19 protein-coding genes and 1 pseudogene are annotated in these 20,239 nt (G+C 50.4%); 8 read left to right on the forward strand and 12 right to left on the reverse strand.

Annotation, left to right across the window (positions count from 1 at the left end; genetic code table 11):
- Window positions 1-118 precede the first annotated feature (118 nt).
- Complete coding sequence (gene tyrR / locus FD428_RS10595; RefSeq protein WP_012132271.1) at window positions 119-1,660, forward strand: transcriptional regulator TyrR; 1,542 nt, start codon at window positions 119-121, stop codon at window positions 1,658-1,660.
- A 58-nt stretch (window positions 1,661-1,718) separates the two neighbouring features.
- Here tyrR and tpx read toward each other — a convergent pair whose 3' ends face one another.
- Window positions 1,719-2,225 (reverse strand): thiol peroxidase, encoded by a 507-nt coding sequence (gene tpx, locus FD428_RS10600; protein WP_012132276.1) that lies wholly within the window; start codon window positions 2,223-2,225, stop codon window positions 1,719-1,721.
- A gap of 135 nt (window positions 2,226-2,360) precedes the next feature.
- On the opposite strand from tpx, the gene ycjG reads away from it, so the two are divergent.
- Window positions 2,361-3,326, forward strand: coding sequence for an L-Ala-D/L-Glu epimerase (gene ycjG / locus FD428_RS10605; RefSeq protein WP_012132278.1), 966 nt, complete (start codon window positions 2,361-2,363; stop codon window positions 3,324-3,326).
- Here ycjG and mpaA read toward each other — a convergent pair.
- Window positions 3,301-4,029, reverse strand: coding sequence for a murein tripeptide amidase MpaA (gene mpaA, locus FD428_RS10610; RefSeq protein WP_012132279.1), 729 nt, complete (start codon window positions 4,027-4,029; stop codon window positions 3,301-3,303). The two genes, ycjG and mpaA, sit on opposite strands and share 26 nt — an antisense overlap.
- A gap of 228 nt (window positions 4,030-4,257) precedes the next feature.
- Here mpaA and FD428_RS10615 point away from each other — a divergent pair, with 228 nt between their 5' ends.
- Window positions 4,258-5,877: an ABC transporter substrate-binding protein gene (locus FD428_RS10615; RefSeq protein ID WP_012132280.1), complete on the forward strand. Its 1,620-nt coding sequence runs from the start codon at window positions 4,258-4,260 to the stop codon at window positions 5,875-5,877.
- 42 nt (window positions 5,878-5,919) lie between these two features.
- Here FD428_RS10615 and FD428_RS10620 read toward each other — a convergent pair whose 3' ends face one another.
- The gene (locus FD428_RS10620) at window positions 5,920-6,951 is read right to left on the reverse strand and encodes a mechanosensitive ion channel family protein (RefSeq protein ID WP_114847870.1); all 1,032 of its coding nucleotides are present in this window, start codon (window positions 6,949-6,951) and stop codon (window positions 5,920-5,922) included.
- Between the two features lie 236 nt (window positions 6,952-7,187).
- Between FD428_RS10620 and FD428_RS10625 the strand changes: the two genes are divergently transcribed.
- Window positions 7,188-7,448 carry a DUF2534 family protein gene (locus tag FD428_RS10625; RefSeq protein ID WP_012132282.1) on the forward strand — a complete coding sequence of 87 codons (261 nt, stop codon included), beginning with the start codon at window positions 7,188-7,190 and terminating at the stop codon, window positions 7,446-7,448.
- A 56-nt stretch (window positions 7,449-7,504) separates the two neighbouring features.
- On the opposite strand, the gene uspE is transcribed toward FD428_RS10625, so the two are convergent.
- From uspE to ogt, 4 genes are all read right to left on the reverse strand, one after another.
- Window positions 7,505-8,455: a universal stress protein UspE gene (uspE, locus tag FD428_RS10630; RefSeq protein WP_012132283.1), complete on the reverse strand. Its 951-nt coding sequence runs from the start codon at window positions 8,453-8,455 to the stop codon at window positions 7,505-7,507.
- A gap of 259 nt (window positions 8,456-8,714) precedes the next feature.
- On the reverse strand, window positions 8,715-8,918 hold the full coding sequence (gene ydfZ / locus FD428_RS10635; RefSeq protein WP_024130312.1) for a putative selenium delivery protein YdfZ: 204 nt from the start codon (window positions 8,916-8,918) through the stop codon (window positions 8,715-8,717).
- Window positions 8,919-9,429: 511 nt separating this feature from the next.
- Complete coding sequence (fnr, locus tag FD428_RS10640) at window positions 9,430-10,182, reverse strand: fumarate/nitrate reduction transcriptional regulator Fnr (RefSeq protein ID WP_003020397.1); 753 nt, start codon at window positions 10,180-10,182, stop codon at window positions 9,430-9,432.
- Between the two features lie 194 nt (window positions 10,183-10,376).
- Window positions 10,377-10,892, reverse strand: coding sequence for a methylated-DNA--[protein]-cysteine S-methyltransferase (ogt, locus tag FD428_RS10645; protein ID WP_012132287.1), 516 nt, complete (start codon window positions 10,890-10,892; stop codon window positions 10,377-10,379).
- 521 nt (window positions 10,893-11,413) lie between these two features.
- Between ogt and smrA the strand changes: the two genes are divergently transcribed.
- Window positions 11,414-11,977, forward strand: a complete 564-nt coding sequence (gene smrA / locus FD428_RS10655; protein WP_114847871.1) for a DNA endonuclease SmrA — start codon at window positions 11,414-11,416, stop codon at window positions 11,975-11,977.
- Between the two features lie 40 nt (window positions 11,978-12,017).
- Here smrA and FD428_RS10660 read toward each other — a convergent pair whose 3' ends face one another.
- Window positions 12,018-13,250, reverse strand: a complete 1,233-nt coding sequence (locus FD428_RS10660; RefSeq protein ID WP_114847872.1) for a sensor domain-containing diguanylate cyclase — start codon at window positions 13,248-13,250, stop codon at window positions 12,018-12,020.
- A gap of 537 nt (window positions 13,251-13,787) precedes the next feature.
- On the opposite strand from FD428_RS10660, the gene zntB reads away from it, so the two are divergent.
- The 3 genes and pseudogenes from zntB to dbpA all read left to right on the forward strand — a co-directional run bounded on the left by zntB (window position 13,788) and on the right by dbpA (window position 16,632).
- Window positions 13,788-14,771 carry a zinc transporter ZntB gene (gene zntB / locus FD428_RS10665; protein ID WP_012132292.1) on the forward strand — a complete coding sequence of 328 codons (984 nt, stop codon included), beginning with the start codon at window positions 13,788-13,790 and terminating at the stop codon, window positions 14,769-14,771.
- A gap of 329 nt (window positions 14,772-15,100) precedes the next feature.
- A pseudogene (gene ynaL, locus FD428_RS21920) lies at window positions 15,101-15,229 on the forward strand (protein YnaL); the annotation flags it as partial.
- 29 nt (window positions 15,230-15,258) lie between these two features.
- Window positions 15,259-16,632, forward strand: coding sequence for an ATP-dependent RNA helicase DbpA (gene dbpA / locus FD428_RS10675; RefSeq protein WP_114847873.1), 1,374 nt, complete (start codon window positions 15,259-15,261; stop codon window positions 16,630-16,632).
- 81 nt (window positions 16,633-16,713) lie between these two features.
- On the opposite strand, the gene ttcA is transcribed toward dbpA, so the two are convergent.
- The 4 genes from ttcA to ompC all read right to left on the reverse strand — a co-directional run bounded on the left by ttcA (window position 16,714) and on the right by ompC (window position 19,878).
- Window positions 16,714-17,649: a tRNA 2-thiocytidine(32) synthetase TtcA gene (gene ttcA, locus FD428_RS10680; RefSeq protein ID WP_012132294.1), complete on the reverse strand. Its 936-nt coding sequence runs from the start codon at window positions 17,647-17,649 to the stop codon at window positions 16,714-16,716.
- Between the two features lie 219 nt (window positions 17,650-17,868).
- A complete protein-coding gene (uspF, locus tag FD428_RS10685) occupies window positions 17,869-18,303 on the reverse strand; it encodes a universal stress protein UspF (RefSeq protein ID WP_012132296.1) in 435 nt (144 codons plus the stop codon).
- 75 nt (window positions 18,304-18,378) lie between these two features.
- Window positions 18,379-18,597: a KTSC domain-containing protein gene (locus FD428_RS10690; protein WP_012132297.1), complete on the reverse strand. Its 219-nt coding sequence runs from the start codon at window positions 18,595-18,597 to the stop codon at window positions 18,379-18,381.
- A gap of 141 nt (window positions 18,598-18,738) precedes the next feature.
- A complete protein-coding gene (gene ompC, locus FD428_RS10695; protein ID WP_114847874.1) occupies window positions 18,739-19,878 on the reverse strand; it encodes a porin OmpC in 1,140 nt (379 codons plus the stop codon).
- Between the last annotated feature and the right edge of the window lie 361 nt (window positions 19,879-20,239).

The following is a 20,239-nucleotide window of genomic DNA, read 5'->3' on the forward strand; positions in this document are numbered from 1 at the left end:
ACGGCCCGGCGCCCAATTTTCCGTCATGCTGTCAATAATTGTTGACAGAATCCTTCCTGCTAATCGAATACTGGCTTATCATCTATCTAATAGCTCATTGTTTTAGGTGAAAGTTCCCATGCGTCTGGAAGTCTTTTGTGAAGACCGTCTTGGTCTGACCCGCGAGTTACTCGATTTGCTGGTGCTTCGTAGCATTGATTTACGCGGTATTGAGATTGACCCCATCGGGCGAATTTACCTTAATTTTGCTGAACTGGAGTTCACCAACTTCAGCAGCCTGATGGCGGAGATCCGCCGCATTTCCGGCGTGACCGATGTCCGTACGGTGCCGTGGATGCCGTCTGAACGCGAGCATCTGGCGCTGAGCGCACTGCTCGAAGCGTTGCCGGAACCCGTCCTCTCTCTGGATATGAAAAGTAAAATAGAGATGGCGAACCCCGCGAGCTGTCAGCTTTTCGCACAAAATCAGGAGCGTATGCGCAATCACACTGCCGCGCAGTTGATCAACGGCTTCAACTTCCAGCGTTGGCTGGAGAGCAACCCGCAGGTCTCTCACAACGAGCATGTGGTGATTAATGGGCAGAACTTCCTGATGGAGATTACCCCGGTTCATTTGCAAGGGGAAAATGACGAGTACATGCTCACGGGCGCTGTCGTTATGTTACGTTCCACCATCCGAATGGGGCGTCAGTTGCAGAATTTGACGACTCAGGATTTGAGCGCGTTTAGCCAGATTATCGCCGTCAGCGCGAAAATGAAGCATGTCGTAGAGCAGGCTCGCAAGCTGGCTACGCTGAGCGCGCCACTGCTGATTACCGGCGATACCGGAACCGGTAAAGATCTCTTCGCCCATGCCTGTCACCTGGCAAGCCCGCGTGCGGCAAAACCGTATCTGGCATTGAACTGCGCCTCCATTCCTGAAGATGCGGTTGAAAGCGAACTGTTTGGTCATGCGCCGGAAGGTAAAAAAGGCTTCTTTGAACAGGCCAACGGGGGGTCGGTGCTGCTGGATGAGATTGGTGAGATGTCGCCACGCATGCAGACCAAATTGCTGCGTTTTCTTAACGACGGCACTTTCCGTCGCGTTGGCGAGGATCATGAGGTTCACGTTGATGTCCGGGTGATCTGCGCCACGCAGAAGAATCTGGTGGAACTGGTGCAAAAAGGGCTGTTCCGCGAGGATCTCTACTACCGTCTGAATGTGCTGACGCTCAATCTGCCGCCGCTGCGTGATTGCCCGCAGGATATCATGCCGCTCACTGAACTTTTCGTGGCGCGTTTTGCCGATGAGCAGGGCGTGCCGCGTCCAAAACTCTCTGCCGATCTCAGCACCGTATTAACCCGTTATGGCTGGCCGGGCAACGTGCGCCAGCTTAAAAACGCCATCTACCGGGCGCTGACGCAGCTTGAAGGGTACGAATTACGTCCGCAGGATATCTTGCTGCCGGATTACGACGCCACGACCGTTGCCGTTGGTGAAGATGCGATGGAAGGCTCGCTGGATGAGATCACCAGCCGTTTTGAACGCTCCGTGTTGACGCAGCTTTATCGCAATTATCCGAGCACGCGCAAACTGGCGAAACGCCTGGGCGTCTCACATACCGCGATTGCCAATAAGTTACGTGAATACGGTTTGAATCAGAAGAAAAGCGAAGAGTAGAAACGACACAAGTATTAGAAGCCCGATGAGCGTTGCGCCATCGGGCTTTTTTACCGTCTTACGCTTTCAGCACGTCCAGCGCAGCAGCATAGTCAGGTTCGTTGGTGATTTCGTTCACCAGCTGGCTGAAAATGACGTTGTCGTTTTCATCAATGACCACCACGGCACGCGCCGCCAGACCTTTCAGCGGGCCTTCAGTGATTTCAACGCCGTAGTCTTTCAGGAAGTCAGGATTACGCAGAGTGGAAAGGGTAATGACGTTGCTCAGACCTTCCGCGCCGCAGAAACGAGACTGGGCGAACGGCAGATCCGCAGAAACGCACAGTACGACGGTGTTGTCGATTTCTGTCGCCAGTTGGTTAAACTTACGTACCGATGCCGCACAAACGCCGGTATCAATACTTGGGAAAATATTCAGTACCTTGCGCTTGCCTGCAAACTGAGCCAGTGTGACGTCAGACAGATCTTTTGCCACGAGGGTAAAAGCCTGTGCTTTGCTACCAGCTTGAGGAATGGTGTTGGCGACGGCGACTGGATTGCCCTGGAAATGAACGGTTTGTGACATGGTTATCTTCCTGTTTACATATAGTTAACGTCGTGGCTAGTTTATGCCATCAGCAGTTAACACGGCAAACGCTATTTGTGTTTAATCCACCGCCACGCATCTGCAACGTGAAAAACGGCGAGAAAAGGAGAACCAATGAGATCTGTTAAGGTGTATGAGGAGGCCTGGCCGCTGCACACGCCCTTTGTGATTGCCCGGGGAAGTCGTACCGAAGCGCATGTTGTGGTCGTGGAGCTGGAGGAAGAGGGCGTAAAAGGCGTAGGGGAATGTACGCCTTATCCACGTTATGGCGAAAGCGATGCCTCGGTGCTGGCGCAGATCATGAGTATCGCGCCGCAACTGGAACAGGGGCTGACCCGCGAAGCACTACAAAAATTGCTGCCTGCCGGCGCGGCCAGAAATGCGGTCGATTGCGCGCTGTGGGATCTGAGCGCTCGCCAGCAGCAGCAAACGCTGGCGGAGTTTGTGGCCGTTGAATTGCCCGCTACGCTGACAACAGCACAGACTGTCGTGATCGGTACGCCTGAACAGATGGCGGCCAGCGCGGCGGCACTGTGGGAAAAAGGGGCGAAACTGCTCAAAATTAAGCTGGACGATCGCCTGATCAGCGAACGAATGGTCGCGATTCGCTCCGTCGTGCCTGATGCGACGCTAATCGTGGATGCAAACGAGTCCTGGCGTACAGAGGGGCTGGCGGCGCGATGCCAGCTGCTGGCGGATTTAGGCGTCGCGATGCTGGAACAACCGTTACCTGCGCAGGATGACGCCGCGCTGGAAAATTTTGTTCATCCGCTCCCTATTTGTGCGGATGAAAGTTGCCATACCCGCAGTAGCCTGAAAGCGTTACAGGGGCGCTACGATATGGTCAATATCAAACTGGATAAAACCGGTGGTCTGACGGAAGCGCTGGCGCTGGCCGCCGAAGCCAGAGAACAGGGTTTTGGGCTGATGCTGGGATGTATGCTGTGTACCTCCAGGGCCATCAGCGCAGCGTTGCCGCTGGCCCCACAGGTGCGTTTTGCTGACCTCGATGGCCCCACCTGGCTGGCGGTGGATGTCGAGCCCGCTTTACGGTTTACGACCGGGCAACTTCATCTTTAGGGTGCCAGCGCAGCAGAGTAGACATCGCCATCAGATACTTTTCGCTGGCTTCATCGGACGAGATCGGCGGGAACTCTGCGGTAATACAGTGCAGATTGAGGTCGGCGCACCAGCTTCCAAACGAACCGGGCGTTTCGTAACCTACGCTGGAGACCAGCGGCAGCTCAAATGCCCGGGCCAGCCATTCGCCTAACTCGCTATGTCTGGGATCTTCAATACAGGCAAGAGGATCGTGAAAGGAGACCACCCAGGCAGGATGCACCCGGTGTATCAGTTGGCACAGCGCCTGGGTTTCGGGTTCAGATCCCGGATGTTCGCCGGTAAGCAGCACCACATCGCGCTCCTCGGCGCTGCTGTTCCAGCGATAAACCGTCTCACCCGCTTTCCAGTTCGCCGCCGGAAAATTACGGTTCAAATCGACGCCATTGGCATTGGCGCGCAGACCAAGCTGGCAACCGTCCGGGTTCACCGCCAGCACCACATGATGACGGCGGAGTGAAGGATTCAGCGTACGCAGCGCACACGAGAGCGTCACCACCGACGCGTTCTCATCGCCGTGCGTTCCGGCCAGAATCAGGCCGCTTTCGCGATCGGCAGCCGGAGCCGGAAACCAGATCAACGGCGCTCCCAGCAATGAACGCCCATAATGTTCGGTTCCTGGCGGAAATGCGCCGCGCTCGGCACGAGGACGGGTAACGGTCATAAGTGTCTCTGAATGCTGTTGTTATTACTCGCAGTGTTGTGCAAATTGTCCAGATAATCAAATCGTTTTCACGCGTTGCGCGCGCTATGCAATATCCTCTATCTGGCTTCCTGGAAGCGGATGCGTATATCGGGTTAATATCAACTTTCTGTAGGAAGACGTTTGCATTTCCTTCATGCGAAACAAATAATTACGCAGTCATCTAACTTCATCATTTAAGGGCATCTTATGAAGCACTCTGTTTCAGTTACCTGTTGTGCGCTGTTGATTAGCAGCGTCTCCCTGACACACGCTGCGGATGTTCCCGGCGGAACGGTACTGGCAGAGAAGCAAGAACTGGTCCGCCATATTAAAGATGAACCGGCGTCGTTAGATCCGGCAAAAGCGGTTGGGCTGCCGGAGATTCAGGTCATTCGCGATTTGTTTGAAGGTCTGGTGAATCAGAACGAGAAAGGGGAAATCATTCCTGGCGTCGCTACGCGCTGGAAGACCAATGATAACCGGATCTGGACGTTTACCCTGCGCAATAACGCAAAGTGGTCGGACGGCACTCCGGTGACCGCGCAGGATTTTGTCTACAGCTGGCAACGTCTGGTTGATCCGAAAACCCTGTCACCGTTTGCCTGGTTTGCCGCCCTTGCTGGCATTAATAACGCCCAGGCGATTATTGATGGTAAAGCGTCGCCGGATACGCTTGGGGTTAGCGCCGTGGACGCCCGCACGCTAAAAATACAGCTGGATAAACCGCTGCCGTGGTTTGTTAACCTGACTGCCAACTTTGCTTTTTACCCGGTACAGAAAGCCAATGTAGAAAGCGGTAAAGACTGGACGAAGCCCGGAAACCTGATCGGCAATGGCGCCTATGTGTTGAATGATCGCGTGGTCAACGAAAAACTGGTGGTGGTGCCCAATACCCACTACTGGGACAATGCGAAGACGGTGCTGCAAAAAGTGACTTTCCTGCCGATTAATCAGGAGTCGTCAGCGACTAAACGTTATCTGGCTGGCGATATCGATATCACCGAATCTTTCCCGAAAAATCTGTACCAGAAGTTGCTGAAGGATATACCAGGGCAGGTTTACACGCCGCCGCAGTTGGGCACCTATTATTATGCGTTTAACACCCAAAAAGGCCCGACGGCGGATTCCCGGGTTCGGCTGGCGCTGAGCATGACGATTGATCGCCGCATCATGGCGGAAAAAGTATTAGGAACCGGGGAGAAACCGGCCTGGCGCTTCACCCCGGACGTGACGGCTGGCTTCACTCCCGATCCTTCGCCATTTGAACAAATGAGCCAGGAAGAACTCAATGCTCAGGCAAAAACGTTATTGCTTGCGGCTGGCTATGGCCCGCAGAAACCGCTCAAATTGACGCTGTTATATAACACATCTGAAAATCATCAGAAAATCGCGATTGCAGTCGCCTCGATGTGGAAAAAGAATCTGGGCGTAGAGGTGAAGCTGCAAAACCAGGAATGGAAAACCTATATCGACAGCCGCAACACCGGTAATTTTGATGTTATCCGCGCCTCCTGGGTGGGGGACTACAATGAACCGTCTACTTTCCTGTCATTGTTAACCTCGACCCATACGGGCAATATCTCGCGCTTCAATAACCCGGCCTACGATAAAATCATGACGCAGGCGACAGTAGAAAATACGGCGAAGGCGCGCAATGCGGACTATAACGCGGCAGAGAAAATCCTGATGGAACAGGCGCCGATTGCGCCGATTTACCAGTACACCAACGGACGTTTGATCAAACCGTGGCTGAAAGGTTATCCCATTAATAACCCGGAAGACGTGGCGTATAGCCGGACAATGTATATTGTGAAGCACGACAAATAATATGCAGCAGTGAGCGAAAAGACGCGGAATACCGCGTCTTTTTTAATTTGCGGGTTGCGGTGACGCGGCGTTATCCAGATAAAGCGTCTGGCTTGGAAACGCAAAATCTGCGCCGTTCGCTTGAACAATGTCGATAATCTTCAGATAAACATCCTGCTGAACCGCAAGCCAGGCTTCCCATTCGGTGGTTTTGCTAAAGCAATAGACCATGATATTCAGCGATGATTCGCCGAATTCATTGAAATAGACCAGTAGCGTCTGGCGCTGATCGATATCAGGGTGGTTTTGCAGCATCGTTCTGACCGCATCAACAATAACACCTGTTTTACTGGCATCCTGATAACGTAACCCGATCACCGTTTTAATGCGTCGGTTGGTCATCCTGCCGGGATTCTCCACGCTAATGGAGGAGAAAATCGAATTCGGCACATATAAAGGGCGGTGGTCGAAGGTGTTAATTTTGGTCATTCGCCAGCCGATTTCAGTCACAGTGCCTTCAATATTTCTGTCCGGGGAACGGACCCAGTCGCCAATGCTAAAGGGGCGATCAAAATAGAGCATAATCCCCGAGAAAAAGTTGCTCAGAATGTCCTTACCCGCCATCCCAACAGCGATGCCGCCAATGCCGCCAAAAGTCAGCAACCCGGACAGACTCATGCCAAAGTGTTCGCCATAGAGTAAAACGATGGCGATAATAATGGTGATCTTAATAATGCGAGACAGGATCTTCGCACTGGTGACGTCTCTGCCTTTACCGATCTGTGATTTTTCAAAGCGGTTGATGAGTAAAAACAGTTTTATTGTCAGAATCAGCGCAATCAGAGATGTGCAGATAAAATCGACGGCATTTGGAGAGATGAATTTCAGATCGTAGTTTTCAATAACATTATTGGCGATACTGCCCAGCGTGCCGATGATAAGGGCATAAACGAAGAACTGTACGGCATGAAATATAAGTCCTTTTCTTCTTTTCTCGCCACGACGAAACACAATACTCATCAGAAGTAAGGCGGCGCCACTGCCAAAAATTATTGCCAGATTAAACGCGTTTTTGAAAAAAAATTCTGCAATCATTTTGGTCTGTCACTACCCCGTATGGTTGATATAACGCTAAAAGATCCTGAGGTGCAGATATTTTATCCGCTTCGAATGCGCTGGTCATTGATCAAAAAGAATAAGACGTAGCGCATTTTCAGACAGGGACGCGCGATGTGAATATTATGTCACTACTTGTGTGGCAGACAACGGGGGATTGTCATGGTATTGTTACGCGCAAGTAACAGAGCTTTCATCTGCAAAAGGACGATACCATGATTATGACAAAGCTGAAGACAGCAAAGGGGAAGAAATTTCTGTTGGGCCTGCTGGCGGTGTTTATTATTGCGGCATCAGTGGTTACGCGGGCGACTATCGGCGGCGTGATCGAACAGTATGATATTCCGTTGTCTGAGTGGACAACCTCGATGTATTTCATCCAGTCATCAATGATTTGCGTCTACAGTCTGGTTTTCACCATTCTGCTGGCCATTCCGCTGGGGATCTATTTCCTCGGTGGTGAGGACAAACAGTAACGTGAGTGAGCGGCTTCGCCGGGTAGGCATAAGCGCTACCCGGCACGAAAATAGGCTTAATCGTCTTCTTCGTCGTCCAGTTCGACCGGTGTCTGATACTGATCGGGTTTAATGACGAGCAGATCGCAGCGCAAATGGTCGATAACCTGTTCCGCCGTATTGCCCAGGAAGGCCGCAGATATCCCGGTACGACCAACCGTACCCAGTACAACGATACCCGCCTGTAGGTGCTCGGCTAAATCCGGGATAACCTCTTCAGGCAACCCTTTTTCAACATGCGTCACTTTCTCATCAATGCTGAATTTCTGCCGTAGCGCCTTCATCGCCAGCAAATGCTGACCGCGAATCGCGTCGTTGTAAACGCTCGGATCAAATTCAGGCAGTTCGATTGCGATATTGATGGGCGTCACGGGGTAGGCGCCAACCAGATGGACTTCGGTATGGTTCACCTGTTCTGCAAGTTGCAGCGTTTCTTTGACCAGCTTTTCATTCAGCGCATTGTGATAAGGTTCTTCGCTTGCCAGGTTCACGGCCACCAGCGCTTTACCGCCTTCAGGCCACGGTTGGTCCTTGACCATCCATACCGGGCTTGGGCATTTACGTAACAAATGCCAGTCAGTCGGCGTAAAGATTACCGCTTCCAGGCGGTCATGCTGGTGCGCCATTTTGAGCACCAGATCGTGATCGTCGCTGATCACTTCCTGGATAATGGCTTCAAAGGGACGGTTGTGCCAGACCACTTTTATCTCAACGGGAACACCTGCTTCGATGTAGTATTTCGCTTGTTCGCGTATCCAGGCTGTTCGCTGGCTGATGACGCCCTGACGCATCGCGGTACGCTCATCAGGCGAGAGCAGGGTAGTCATTTCATAGGAAAAATCATAGATCGGCAAAAAGGCTTTAATTTTGCCACCAATCCGTTGATGCAAATAAACAGCGCGTCGTAATGCGGGTTGATCGTCCTGGTTTGGGTCGATGACCACCAGCATATTTTGATACATAGCCATACAGGGTCTCCTTACAACTGTCACCGCAGTTTGTAATTAAAAGAGTAACCCATATATGTTGAATGAAACAGGGGGGAACCTTCTGCCAGATCAATAAATCAGGAAAATTTGCTGTTCTATAGGGCAGTGTATTGAATGTAAACAATTTCTATCAGTAAAATCAGACTTCCGGGGCATACCTGGGGTAAATAGCGGCTTAGTAGAGTCTGTAATTAAATCTGTTTGATTCATGAATGCCGCCATAGCGGCATTCTTATCGTTAGTGGGAACCAAGACGGATCAGTTCAACGGGTTCGAACTGGCCTTCACAGCCTTCCACTTCGACGGTTTTGTTGCGGCGTAACTGGGCTGGAGTTAACCCGTTAGAATGTATGGCAACGATTTTACCCGTTCTGCCCGTCCCATTAATCATAACCCGACTGCCATTAGTAATAGGATTATGGTTACGATCATAAGTGATCATGGTTATTTCTCCTCTTAATATCTGGGTATCAAAAAATCCGCTTAACAATCCGGGCCGCAGTCCAGAAGCGAACGTAATATAAATACACCTTTGTCATAATCTTTTTTTGTTTTTGATCAATGTCACACTTTTTCTATACTCACCAAACCGCTGTTTTCGGTGGGAGTTAAATCAATAATCATTGTAAATGACAAGGTGTTAGGGTTGCCGCAGTTGCGTCGTATGCAAGAACGCAACTGCGGCCAGCTGGCGATCGTTCGATAGTGCGAATGAATATAGAACGGTTGCCAGCCGCTGTGGATTGTACTTTTCCGGCATGATGAATCAATGTGGTTAATCCGAAAACGGCCTGGCAGGGCGTAAACCATGCCAGTGGTGTCCAACTGGAGTGATGGCTATGTATTTGAGATTTCTTTAGCTTATTGACGTGGTGTGATACCTTCTGTCAAACCAATAAATCAGGAAAATTTAATGATTTAACAGAAGGATAACTGACTTATTTGCGGAAAGATTAAGCAACGTTGCGAGTATGACCAGCAAGCACTGCGAGCGCATCGCTGTTTTCGATGGTGATGTATTTACCTTTCACCGCCAGCATACCGCTTTTCTGGAAACGACCCAGCAGACGGCTGATCGTTTCGACCGTTAAGCCAAGGTAGTTACCGATATCGCCACGGGTCATCGTCAGGCGGAATTCACGCGGAGAGAAACCGCGCTGGGCAAAACGACGGGACAGATTGTAGATAAAGGCTGCCAGACGTTCTTCCGCATTTTTCTTCGACAGCAACAGGATCATATCCTGATCGCCTTTGATCTCGCCGCTCATCAGACGCATCATCTGTTGACGTAGGTTAGGCATCTTACCGGAGAGATCGTCCAGAGTCTCAAACGGGATTTCACATACCATTGAGGTTTCCAGCGCCTGGGCAAAGCTCGGGTGGTGCCCGCTGCCAATCGCGTCAAAGCCGACCAGGTCGCCTGCTAAATGAAAACCAGTGATTTGCTCGTCGCCCTGCTCGGTAATGGTGTAGCTTTTAATCGTACCGGAGCGGATAGCATAGAGCGATTTCAGTTCATCACCTGCTTTAAACAGCGTTTGCCCTTTCTGAATAGGCTTTTTACGCTCGATGATATTATCAAGCTGATCAAGCTCATGTTCGTTAAGTGTGAACGGGATGCAAAGCTGGCTGATACTGCAATCCTGGCAATGGATAGCACAACCGCCAGACTGAATGCGCCGTATAATTCGCTTTTCCGGGATCATAGGTCTGCTCAAGCCGTAATTGATATTTGTCAATTTTAACATCTTTTTGGTGAGCACGTAAGCCTGAGCTACTCCCAATAGAGGATAATTCAGGCATAAGCAGGAGAAATATTTATATCCCTTTGAAAATCCATGCTTTATAAGTGGTTACTTTACATCAAAGTGTGACGGGTAAGGCACAAAATGCCTGGTTTCTACAGCAGCAGATACCCTTCATGGCGTAATAACCACTCTTTTCTCTGCACACCGCCAGCATATCCCGTCATTGTCCCGTTGCGTCCGATTACGCGATGGCAGGGTACAACGATACTGACCGGGTTAGATCCGTTAGCGGCGCCTACGGCGCGAGCGGCTCCCGGACGGCCTAATTTTTCGGCAAGTTGACCATAATGCATAACCTGACCGCAGGGGATGGTGCGCAGCGCCTGCCACACTTCCCGCTGAAAAGGTGTTCCCCCGGTGGCGGTCTCCAGCGTATCAATGATGCTGAGATTTCCCTCAAAATAAGCGGTGAGCTTATCGCTCAGGCCACCCGGATTTTTGGCGGCGATGCGCTCGTATCCCTCTGAACGATAATGTATGTCCAGTAACTGTTCCATACGGTCGCTGTGTTGCTCCCATTCGACGGCGCGCAGGCGGAATTGCTCATCGCAAATCACCCATAACGGCCCCAGCGGGGTCGCGATATTGTCTTCAAGTAATCTCAGCATCCGTTATCTCTCATTGCAGGCGGGATAATTCCCGGACTCATCAGCAGGTCAACAAGATACCATGCGACCAATATCCGCAACCATACCCCTAAAAAGATAAGCGGGCATAATACGTTTAGCGTCATTGTTTGTTGAAAAAGCGAACAAATAAAGATGCTGAAAAAATGAAGCACGGCAGGAGAATAAAAAACAGGGACTGTCGACATCCGCCAGCCCCTAAAATCTACACAGCAGTGCTTCCTTAACCTTTTCCCGGCCTGGTTTTCCCTCAGCGGGTAATAAAGTTATAACGGCTATAAAAGAGATATTCCACTTTCAGGGCATAATTGATTTTACAAAAGCCCCGCTGAAATTGTCGGTTAACGCAGGATAAAACGTGGCTTTACCGGGGATGAAATAGTGAGATGCGCATAGCCAGATAATTGAGCCAGTGTCGTTTATTGGAAATAACTGTAAACCGTTGTCGGTATAATAGCGCGAGGTTATGATAGTGCCTGTCTTAACGCGCTGGAGGAGGAATCATGAACCTTGACGACAAAACGCTGTTTCTTGACGCCATGGAGGATGTCCAACCGTTGAAACGTTGCGCTGATGTACACTGGCAGCCCACACGCAATTCACGGGCGCCGCAGCGTATCGATACGCTCCAGCTCGACAATTTTCTTACCACCGGGTTTCTGGATATTCTTCCTTTGGGCGAACCGCTGGAATTTCGCCGGGAAGGGTTGCAGCAGGGCGTGCTCGACAAACTGCGTTCGGGAAAATACAGCCAGCAGGCGAGTCTCAATTTGCTTCGTCAGCCGGTTGAGGAATGTCGCAAGATGCTGTTTAGCTTCATCTGCCAGGCGCGTCAGGATGGTTTACGCAACGTGCTGATCATTCATGGCAAAGGGCGGGAAGATAACGCGCATGCCAATATTGTGCGCAGTTATGTGGTGCGTTGGCTGACGGAATTTGACGACGTTCAGGCTTACTGTACGGCGCTGCCTCATCATGGCGGCAGCGGAGCGTGTTATGTTGCGTTGCGTAAAACGGCGCAGGCAAAGCAGGAAAACTGGGAGCGTCACGCGAAACGCAGCCGTTAAGGGTGTTCACAGGCTACTTACGGGCAGCCTGTGACGTTTATTACGCCGCCAGCACCCGATTTCTGCCGTCGTTTTTGGCTTTGTACAGGGCATCGTCCACCCGCTTAAATAATTCATCAATACTTTCATTCGATTCGTGCCGTGCGACGCCGATGCTGACGGTAAAACGGGGCAGGCCAGGAATACAGACTTTCGCTACGGCGGCGCGTATTGATTCTGCAAGATTAAGCGCAACCTCCAGCGAGGTTCGCGGCAGCAGCAAGACAAATTCTTCACCGCCCCAGCGAAAGACCAGATCGCCTTTACGTGCGCAGGCTTCCAGCGTTCGCGCCAGAGCGCACAGCACTTCATCGCCTTTCAAATGACCGTATAAATCGTTAATGCTTTTGAAGCGATCGGTATCGATGAGCAGCAGGCTGTAATCCATTGTCATCGACAGATGGGGCGTATGGTTTTGCTCAGTAAGAAGATAAAATTGCCTGCGGTTCAGTAAGCCGGTCAGCGCATCATGCAGGGCAGCGCGTTCCAGCTCCTGTTCCAGCCGTTTTTGCTCGGTAATGTCATGAATGATACATAACATGAGCTTATCGCCGTATATCTCAAGGGGACCCGCATAGGTTTGTACGTGCCGGGTGGTGCCGTCAGAGAGTTTATGGACGAAGTTTAAGGGCTTATGCCCGCCGGGCAGACGGGCAATCTCATGCATAACGGGTAAGATCTGGCGGCCTAATACGTTGATTTCCCATGTATGTTTCTGGCACATCGCTTCATGGCTGTAGCCATAGAAATTGAGTGCGGCCAGATTGGCATCGACGATCAGACCGTCCCGCGAAGGGTCTATCAACAGCATCGGCGCGGAGTTCGTCAGGAAAAAACGGGCGTAAAACCCTTGTTTTTTACGCTGATAGTTTGCCGAACGGCTGGCCTTGAGACCTTGCGCCGTGGGTGTCTCTATGCCTTCAAAAATAATAACGTCTCCCTGCGTCGACAGGGTTTTAACCGAGAGGCGGCAGGTTAAGGCGATTTCTTTACCATCACGACAGACCGTCAGAATTTCAACAATATCGTGATGGTGGTGTAAATCAGCAACGTACATGCGCAGTTCATTTTGCGCATAAGTTGAAAATATCCCCTTTCTGAGACGGCTGAAAGTCTGTTCCTGTGTCAGTTCGCGTGCGGCGGTATTAGCGAAAACTAACTCTTCTGTGTGTGGTAAAACAATCCAGACAGGAAAACTTAATAAATCCAGAGCATTGAGTTCGTGAGCAATCATCGATAATCCCGTTATCTTCACATGCTGTGTTGCCGGTTTATTGGTGAATGGCTTTTTTATTAACAGCTTACAGTGATATGGAGCGTTTTTTCACAAATCGGGAGACAACAATAGACGTGCAGATAAATCTAGCAGGGAACCAGGACAAATCCACGAATGATAAGTTTTTTTTCAATGGTCGATATAAGTGTGAACGAGTAAAAAGGAAGAAAGGTTGATGGCGACTTATATAAACATTACTCAGGCTAATCATTCTGAAAGAGGTTAACCCTTTCCCGTACGACATATTAAAGCTGATGATGCAACGCAAGGTTATCGATCTACAGACTAAAATTCATAAATTTCGATTAAGTAAATTATCATCCGTTGAACACCCCATATTGTCTCGCACAACACATTTGCGCCGGTGATGCCGGCGCCTTTCCTGCCATATCGTACTTTTCTGAATCATTTCAGCGCAATGGGATAATGAGGTATTGCTTAACATACGCCGAAGGCTAGACTAACGAAAAAGCGTTGAATGAATGTGGAGGCGTTGTGGAAGCCATCAAGGGATCGGAAGTCAATGTGCCGGATGCCGTTTTTGCCTGGCTACTGGATGGTCGCGGCGGCATTAAACCGCTTGAAAATGACGATATTATCGACAGCCAGCATCCCTGCTGGTTGCATCTCAATTACACCCACCCTGACAGCGCGCAGTGGCTGGCGTCGACGCCTTTGTTACCGAATTCTGTACGCGATGCGCTGGCTGGCGAGAGTTCGCGCCCACGCGTCAGTCGGATGGGGGAAGGCACGCTGATCACCTTACGCTGCATCAACGGCAGTACCGATGAACGCCCTGACCAGCTAGTGGCGATGCGTGTATATATGGATGAACGTTTTATCGTCTCAACGCGACAGCGAAAAGTTCTGGCGCTTGATGAGGTGGTTAGCGACTTGCAGGAAGGGACGGGCCCGTCCGATTGCGGCGGCTGGCTGGTCGACGTGTGTGACGCCCTGACGGATCACGCCAGCGAATTTATCGAGCAATTACACGATAAAATTATCGACCTGGAAGACAATCTGCTCGATCAGCAGATCCCGCCGCGTGGATTCCTGGCGTTACTGCGTAAGCAACTGATTGTGATGCGTCGATACATGGCGCCTCAGCGTGATGTTTATGCGCGGCTGGCAAGCGAGCGTCTGGCCTGGATGAATGATGATCAGCGTCGTCGAATGCAGGATATCGCGGATCGTCTGGGAAGGGGGCTGGATGAGATCGACGCGTGTATTGCGCGCACGGGCGTGATGGCCGATGAAATCGCGCAAGTTATGCAGGAGTCCTTAGCGCGCAGAACCTATACGATGTCGCTGATGGCGATGGTCTTTCTGCCCAGCACATTTTTAACCGGATTGTTCGGCGTGAATCTCGGGGGAATTCCGGGCGGCGCATGGCATTTTGGGTTTTCTATGTTCTGTATTCTGTTAGTTGTCCTGATTGGTGGTGTTACCTTATGGTTGCATCGTAGTAAATGGTTGTAACAACAACGCTTTTCATCGTCCTTTGAGCAGAAAAACGCCGCATAATTTGAGCGAAGTCAATAAACAATCTACCCATTCGGGGCAATATCTCTCTCTCAGGTGAATGCAACGTCAAGCGATGGGCGTTGCGCTCCATATTGTCTTACTTCCTTTTTTGAATTACTGCATAGCACAATTGATTCGTACGACGCCGACTTAGATTAGTCGGCTTTTTTTTGCCTGCGGGATATCAGCGTCTACCCTAAAAGAGTCAATCTGTATGACCGGAGGGTAATATGACCAGCCTGTTCACGTTGTTGCAAATGCAAACGCGCCAGTCGGATTCCGTACCAACCGATCCGGTGCCGATTCCCGATCCTATCCCGCGCCCACAACCTATGCCAGATCCGCCGCCGGATGAAGAACCGATTAAATTGTCGCATCAAGAGCGGAGATCTGCGAGGATACGCGCCTGCTGACTGTGTGTCTTTTACCGCGAGATTAAATTGTGACCGCTTTTTCTACTCTGAATGTCCTGCCTGCCGCCCAACTCGAGAATCTTAACGAGTTGGGCTATCTTGAGATGACGCCTGTCCAGGCCGCTGCGTTACCGGCGATCCTGGCCGGAAAAGATGTGCGCGTGCAGGCAAAAACCGGCAGCGGAAAAACGGCTGCATTTGGTCTCGGGCTTTTACAGCATATTGATGCCAGTCTGTTCCAGACCCAGTCGCTGGTGCTTTGTCCTACGCGCGAACTGGCCGATCAGGTGGCAGGGGAGCTGCGTCGTCTGGCGCGTTTTCTGCCTAATACCAAAATTCTGACGTTGTGCGGCGGGCAACCTTTCGGCGCGCAGCGAGACTCTCTCCAGCATGCGCCGCATATTATTGTCGCGACGCCGGGTCGCCTGCTTGACCATCTGCAAAAAGGCACCGTTTCTCTGGATGCCCTGCAAACGCTGGTGATGGATGAAGCCGACAGGATGCTGGATATGGGCTTTAGCGACGCTATTGACGAGGTGATTCGCTTTGCGCCGTCACGCCGTCAGACTCTGCTGTTTTCCGCCACCTGGCCTGAGGCCATCGCGGCGATCAGCGGTCGGGTTCAGCAAAATCCACTGACGATTGAAATTGATTCGGTGGATGCGCTGCCATCTATCGAGCAGCAGTTTTTTGAAACATCTTCGCAGGGGAAAATCCCGCTGCTGCAAAAGCTGCTGAGCCAGCATCAGCCTGCGTCATGCGTTGTTTTCTGTAATACCAAAAAAGATTGTCAGGCGGTTTGTGATGCGCTCAATTCTGTTGGGCAGAGCGCATTATCGCTGCATGGCGACCTTGAGCAGCGCGATCGTGACCAGACGCTGGTTCGTTTTGCAAACGGCAGCGCGCGCGTACTGGTAGCGACGGACGTCGCCGCGCGTGGGCTGGATATCAAGTCGCTGGAGCTGGTCGTAAACTTCGAGCTGGCGTGGGACCCGGAAGTTCACGTACACCGTATTGGTCGTACCGCCCGTGCAGGCAACAGCGGTCTGGCGATCAGTTTTTGCGCGCCGGAAGAGGCGCAGCGCGCCAATATTCTGTCTGAAATGTTGCAGCTTAAACTGAACTGGCTGACGCCGCCGGGCAACGTTCCGGTTGTACCGCTGGAAGCTGAAATGGCGACGCTGTGCATTGATGGCGGTAAAAAAGCAAAAATGCGCCCGGGCGACGTGCTGGGAGCATTAACGGGAGATATTGGTCTGGATGGCGCTGATATTGGCAAAATTACCGTACATCCGGCCCATGTTTATGTGGCGGTTCGCCAGCCTGTGGCGCAGAAAGCCTGGAAGCAATTGCAGAACGGAAAGATAAAAGGGAAGAGCTGTCGGGTTCGTTTATTGAAATAAATGCCCGTTCCGGCCTACAGGTGCTTATGCGCACCGTAGGCCGGATAAGACGTTTACGTCGCCATCCGGCTGAGTCAGAAATTACTTCACTTCCACGACGTTCAGACGCAGTTCATCCAGTTGGTTATCGTCTTCCTCTGGCTGCCAGCCTGCGGGTTGCAGAGGGATCTCTTCGCGGTCAAAGGCTAAATCACCACCGTCCACCACATCGGAATCATGATTAATGCCTTTGAAATCAAAAAGATTAATATCGCTCAGATGAGAAGGCACCACGTTCTGCATCGCGCTGAACATGGTTTCAATACGCCCTGGATAACGCTTATCCCAGTCGCGCAGCATGTCGGCGATGACCTGGCGTTGCAGGTTTGGCTGCGACCCGCACAGGTTGCACGGAATAATAGGGAACGCTTTGGCTTCTGAAAAACGCTCAATATCTTTCTCGCGGCAGTAGGCCAGCGGGCGGATAACGATGTGTTTGCCGTCATCGCTCATCAGCTTCGGCGGCATCCCCTTCATTTTCCCGCCGTAGAACATGTTCAGGAATAACGTTTGCAGAATATCGTCGCGGTGGTGGCCTAACGCAATTTTGGTTGCACCCAGTTCTGTTGCGGTGCGATAGAGAATACCGCGGCGCAGTCGGGAGCACAGAGAGCAGGTCGTTTTGCCTTCAGGAATTTTCTCTTTAACGATCCCATAGGTGTTTTCTTCAACGATCTTATACTCTACGCCCAGGTTCTCAAGATATTCCGGCAGAATGTGTTCGGGAAAACCCGGTTGCTTCTGGTCAAGGTTAACGGCGACCAGTGAAAAGTTGACGGGTGCGCTTTGCTGCAAATTACGCAGAATTTCCAGCATGGTATAGCTGTCTTTCCCACCGGAAAGGCACACCATGATGCGATCGCCTTCTTCGATCATATTGAAGTCAGCAATCGCTTCGCCCACGTTACGACGCAGACGCTTTTGTAATTTGTTCAGGTTGTACTGTTCTTTCTTGCTAATATCTTGATTTTGCGACATTTAATAGAGGCTCAATTCATTGTGTGGCATCAGAAAAGTATGCATCACGCCGGAAAGACCGGCAAAAGAAATCTGATATAAAAACTGTGGCGTGTATGGTACGGATTGGCGAGAAGAATGTCAGCACATTTATACCCGTTATACCTCAGGTTGCAGGTAAGCGCGTGCAGGGTTGAAAAGTGGATATGAAAGCCCGCAACGGCGTGCGGGCTGATGCGTTTAGCGAACCACCAGGACGGAACATTCGGCATGGCGTACGACCGCTGCGGCGTTGGAGCCCAGCAGATACGTGGTGATGTCCGGGCGGTGAGAAGCAATAATCACCATGTCTGCCGGTAATTTTTTAGCCATTTCCAGAATTTTATCTTTCGGAGAACCTTCCGCGATATGAATCTGTACTCTGTCGGCAGGAATACTGAACTTCTTGATAATCTCTTCCAGTTGAGATTTTGCTTCGGCTTTCAGATCGTCCATAGCCGGTAACTCTGCTGAGTAGGCCAGGCCTAAAGAGGCGTAATAGGGCAGTGACGGAATAACGGTCAGGAAATGGACCTCTGCGTCATCTATTTTTGCCTCGGCTTCAACATGGGTGATAACGCGTTGAGTTAATTCTGAATCTGAAATATCGATGGGCACAAGAATCGTTCTGCTCATAAAACCTCCTGTTTAAGTATCCGATTAAAGTTTAACCCTTAATGGCACTTTATGTACAATGACAGGAGTCACATTTTAGCGTGAGTTTGGTTTCTGCTCTGGAAATTTCCCTTTGATCACGCCGTCATAAAAGCGGCCTTTAGAAACCACGACAAGAAAATCACGAAAAATACGCGACGGGACGCCGAGATATTGCAGAGTACCGGTTCGATGAAAACGAATTTCCAGCGTGCTGGAGGTTTCGTCATAGCCGACGGATGCAATACGGGATGATTTAACGGGATGATGGTTCATTGCCGGCGTCCTCTACAGCAGATCTTTATGCAATATATCATCTATCAATGGAGAGTTTTAGCGCAACAAATATATTGTTTTAGTATAGATAAAACACTGTTGTTATGAGAAAAGCCCGCCGTTGCCAGCGGGCTGACGGACTTAGAACTGGTAAACCATACCCAGAGCAACGACGTCGTCGGTAGACATATCGTTGCGAGTGTAGAAGCTGTCATCTTCATCCAGCAGGTTGATTTTGTAATCAACATAAGTGGAGAAGTTTTTGTTGAAGTAGTAGGTCGCGCCTACGTCAGCATATTTAACCAGGTCTTTATCTTCACCGCCGGCCAGATCCTTACCTTTAGACATCAGGAAAGATACGGCAGGACGCAGACCGAAGTCGAACTGGTACTGAGCTGTAACTTCAAAGTTCTGGGTTTTGTTGGCAATGGTGCTATCACTCCAGCTATCTTTTCCACCATATGGCGTCATATTACGGGTTTCAGAATACATGGTCGCCAGATAGATGTTGTTAGCGTCATATTTCAGGCCAGCAGTCCACGCATCTGCTTTATCACCGCCAGCAGTAGAGTGATTTGCTTGCTGATTCGTTCGGTCGGAAGTGGTATATGCCGCACCGAAGCTGACGCCCATACCCAGATCGTAAGTTGAAGAGATACCGAAGCCGTCGCCGTTGGAGTTTTTCACGTTACGGTCACCGCCGTTATTTGTCCCCTCCTGGGAATACGTGTCTTCGCTGCCGGATTGGTTTTCATTCGCACCCTGATATTGCAGCGCAAAGCTCAGACCATCCACCAGACCGAAGAAGTCGGTATTACGGTAGGTTGCTACGCCGTTAGCACGGCCGGTCATGAAGTTGTCTGCTTTGGTATAAGAGTCGCCGCCGAATTCTGGCAGCATATCGGTCCAGCCTTCCACGTCGTACAGTACGCCGTAGTTACGGCCGTAGTCGAATGAACCATAGTCACCGACTTTAATACCTGCGAATGCCAGACGAGTCCAGGAGTCACCTTTATCACCTTCGGTACCGTTAGCCTGAACCTGATATTCCCACTGGCCGTAACCCGTGATCATATCGTTAACCTGAGTTTCACCTTTGAAACCCATACGCATGTATGTTTGATCGCCGTCAGAATTTGCGTCATCAGAGAAATAATGCAGACCGTCTACTTTGCCATAGAGATCTAATTTATTGCCGTCTTTATTATAAACTTCAGCGGCGTGGGCCGCGCCTGCTGCTAACAGGGCAGGGATTACGAGAGCCAGTACTTTTCTTTTCATTGAAATAACCCTTTAGTTTTTTTATTTACCTGTGACTCCCCATAAGGGAAGTGAAATCATGCTAAAGGAGAAGTTCCGTAAAGAGATAAATATGAATTGTTACGTCTTAAGTAAAATCTTAATTAAATAATTCTACAGAAATGATGATAATTGACATGAATGTTTTTTAATAAAACATATAAAATAAAAATTATACAATTTAATTTTGTTGCGATATTCTGCGCGGGTTATATGCCTTTATTGTCACAATTTGCTTTTTTCGTTGGGCCATTGCGATAAGTACTGATCTTCCAGCGAATGAATTGACAAGCCCGAACCAAGGTTCGGGCTTTTTTTTCGTCCTGACGAATACTCAAACAGC

Source organism: Citrobacter sp. TBCP-5362, assembly GCF_005406305.1.
Lineage (GTDB): Bacteria > Pseudomonadota > Gammaproteobacteria > Enterobacterales > Enterobacteriaceae > Citrobacter_B > Citrobacter_B koseri.

Bases quoted from the DNA above. Each gene is read 5' to 3' on its own strand.
- FD428_RS10615 (WP_012132280.1), top strand. From the start codon at position 4,258: ATGAAGCACTCTGTTTCAGTTACCTGTTGTGCGCTGTTGATTAGCAGC.
- ttcA (WP_012132294.1), bottom strand. From the start codon at position 17,649: ATGTCGCAAAATCAAGATATTAGCAAGAAAGAACAGTACAACCTGAAC.
- fnr (WP_003020397.1), bottom strand. From the start codon at position 10,182: ATGATCCCGGAAAAGCGAATTATACGGCGCATTCAGTCTGGCGGTTGT.
- FD428_RS10660 (WP_114847872.1), bottom strand. From the start codon at position 13,250: ATGATTGCTCACGAACTCAATGCTCTGGATTTATTAAGTTTTCCTGTC.
- ompC (WP_114847874.1), bottom strand. From the start codon at position 19,878: ATGAAAAGAAAAGTACTGGCTCTCGTAATCCCTGCCCTGTTAGCAGCA.
- uspE (WP_012132283.1), bottom strand. From the start codon at position 8,455: ATGGCTATGTATCAAAATATGCTGGTGGTCATCGACCCAAACCAGGAC.
- FD428_RS10690 (WP_012132297.1), bottom strand. From the start codon at position 18,597: ATGAACCATCATCCCGTTAAATCATCCCGTATTGCATCCGTCGGCTAT.
- smrA (WP_114847871.1), top strand. From the start codon at position 11,414: ATGAACCTTGACGACAAAACGCTGTTTCTTGACGCCATGGAGGATGTC.
- tyrR (WP_012132271.1), top strand. From the start codon at position 119: ATGCGTCTGGAAGTCTTTTGTGAAGACCGTCTTGGTCTGACCCGCGAG.
- FD428_RS10625 (WP_012132282.1), top strand. From the start codon at position 7,188: ATGATTATGACAAAGCTGAAGACAGCAAAGGGGAAGAAATTTCTGTTG.
- ydfZ (WP_024130312.1), bottom strand. From the start codon at position 8,918: ATGATCACTTATGATCGTAACCATAATCCTATTACTAATGGCAGTCGG.
- mpaA (WP_012132279.1), bottom strand. From the start codon at position 4,029: ATGACCGTTACCCGTCCTCGTGCCGAGCGCGGCGCATTTCCGCCAGGA.
- tpx (WP_012132276.1), bottom strand. From the start codon at position 2,225: ATGTCACAAACCGTTCATTTCCAGGGCAATCCAGTCGCCGTCGCCAAC.
- ycjG (WP_012132278.1), top strand. From the start codon at position 2,361: ATGAGATCTGTTAAGGTGTATGAGGAGGCCTGGCCGCTGCACACGCCC.
- ogt (WP_012132287.1), bottom strand. From the start codon at position 10,892: ATGCTGAGATTACTTGAAGACAATATCGCGACCCCGCTGGGGCCGTTA.
- FD428_RS10620 (WP_114847870.1), bottom strand. From the start codon at position 6,951: ATGATTGCAGAATTTTTTTTCAAAAACGCGTTTAATCTGGCAATAATT.
- uspF (WP_012132296.1), bottom strand. From the start codon at position 18,303: ATGAGCAGAACGATTCTTGTGCCCATCGATATTTCAGATTCAGAATTA.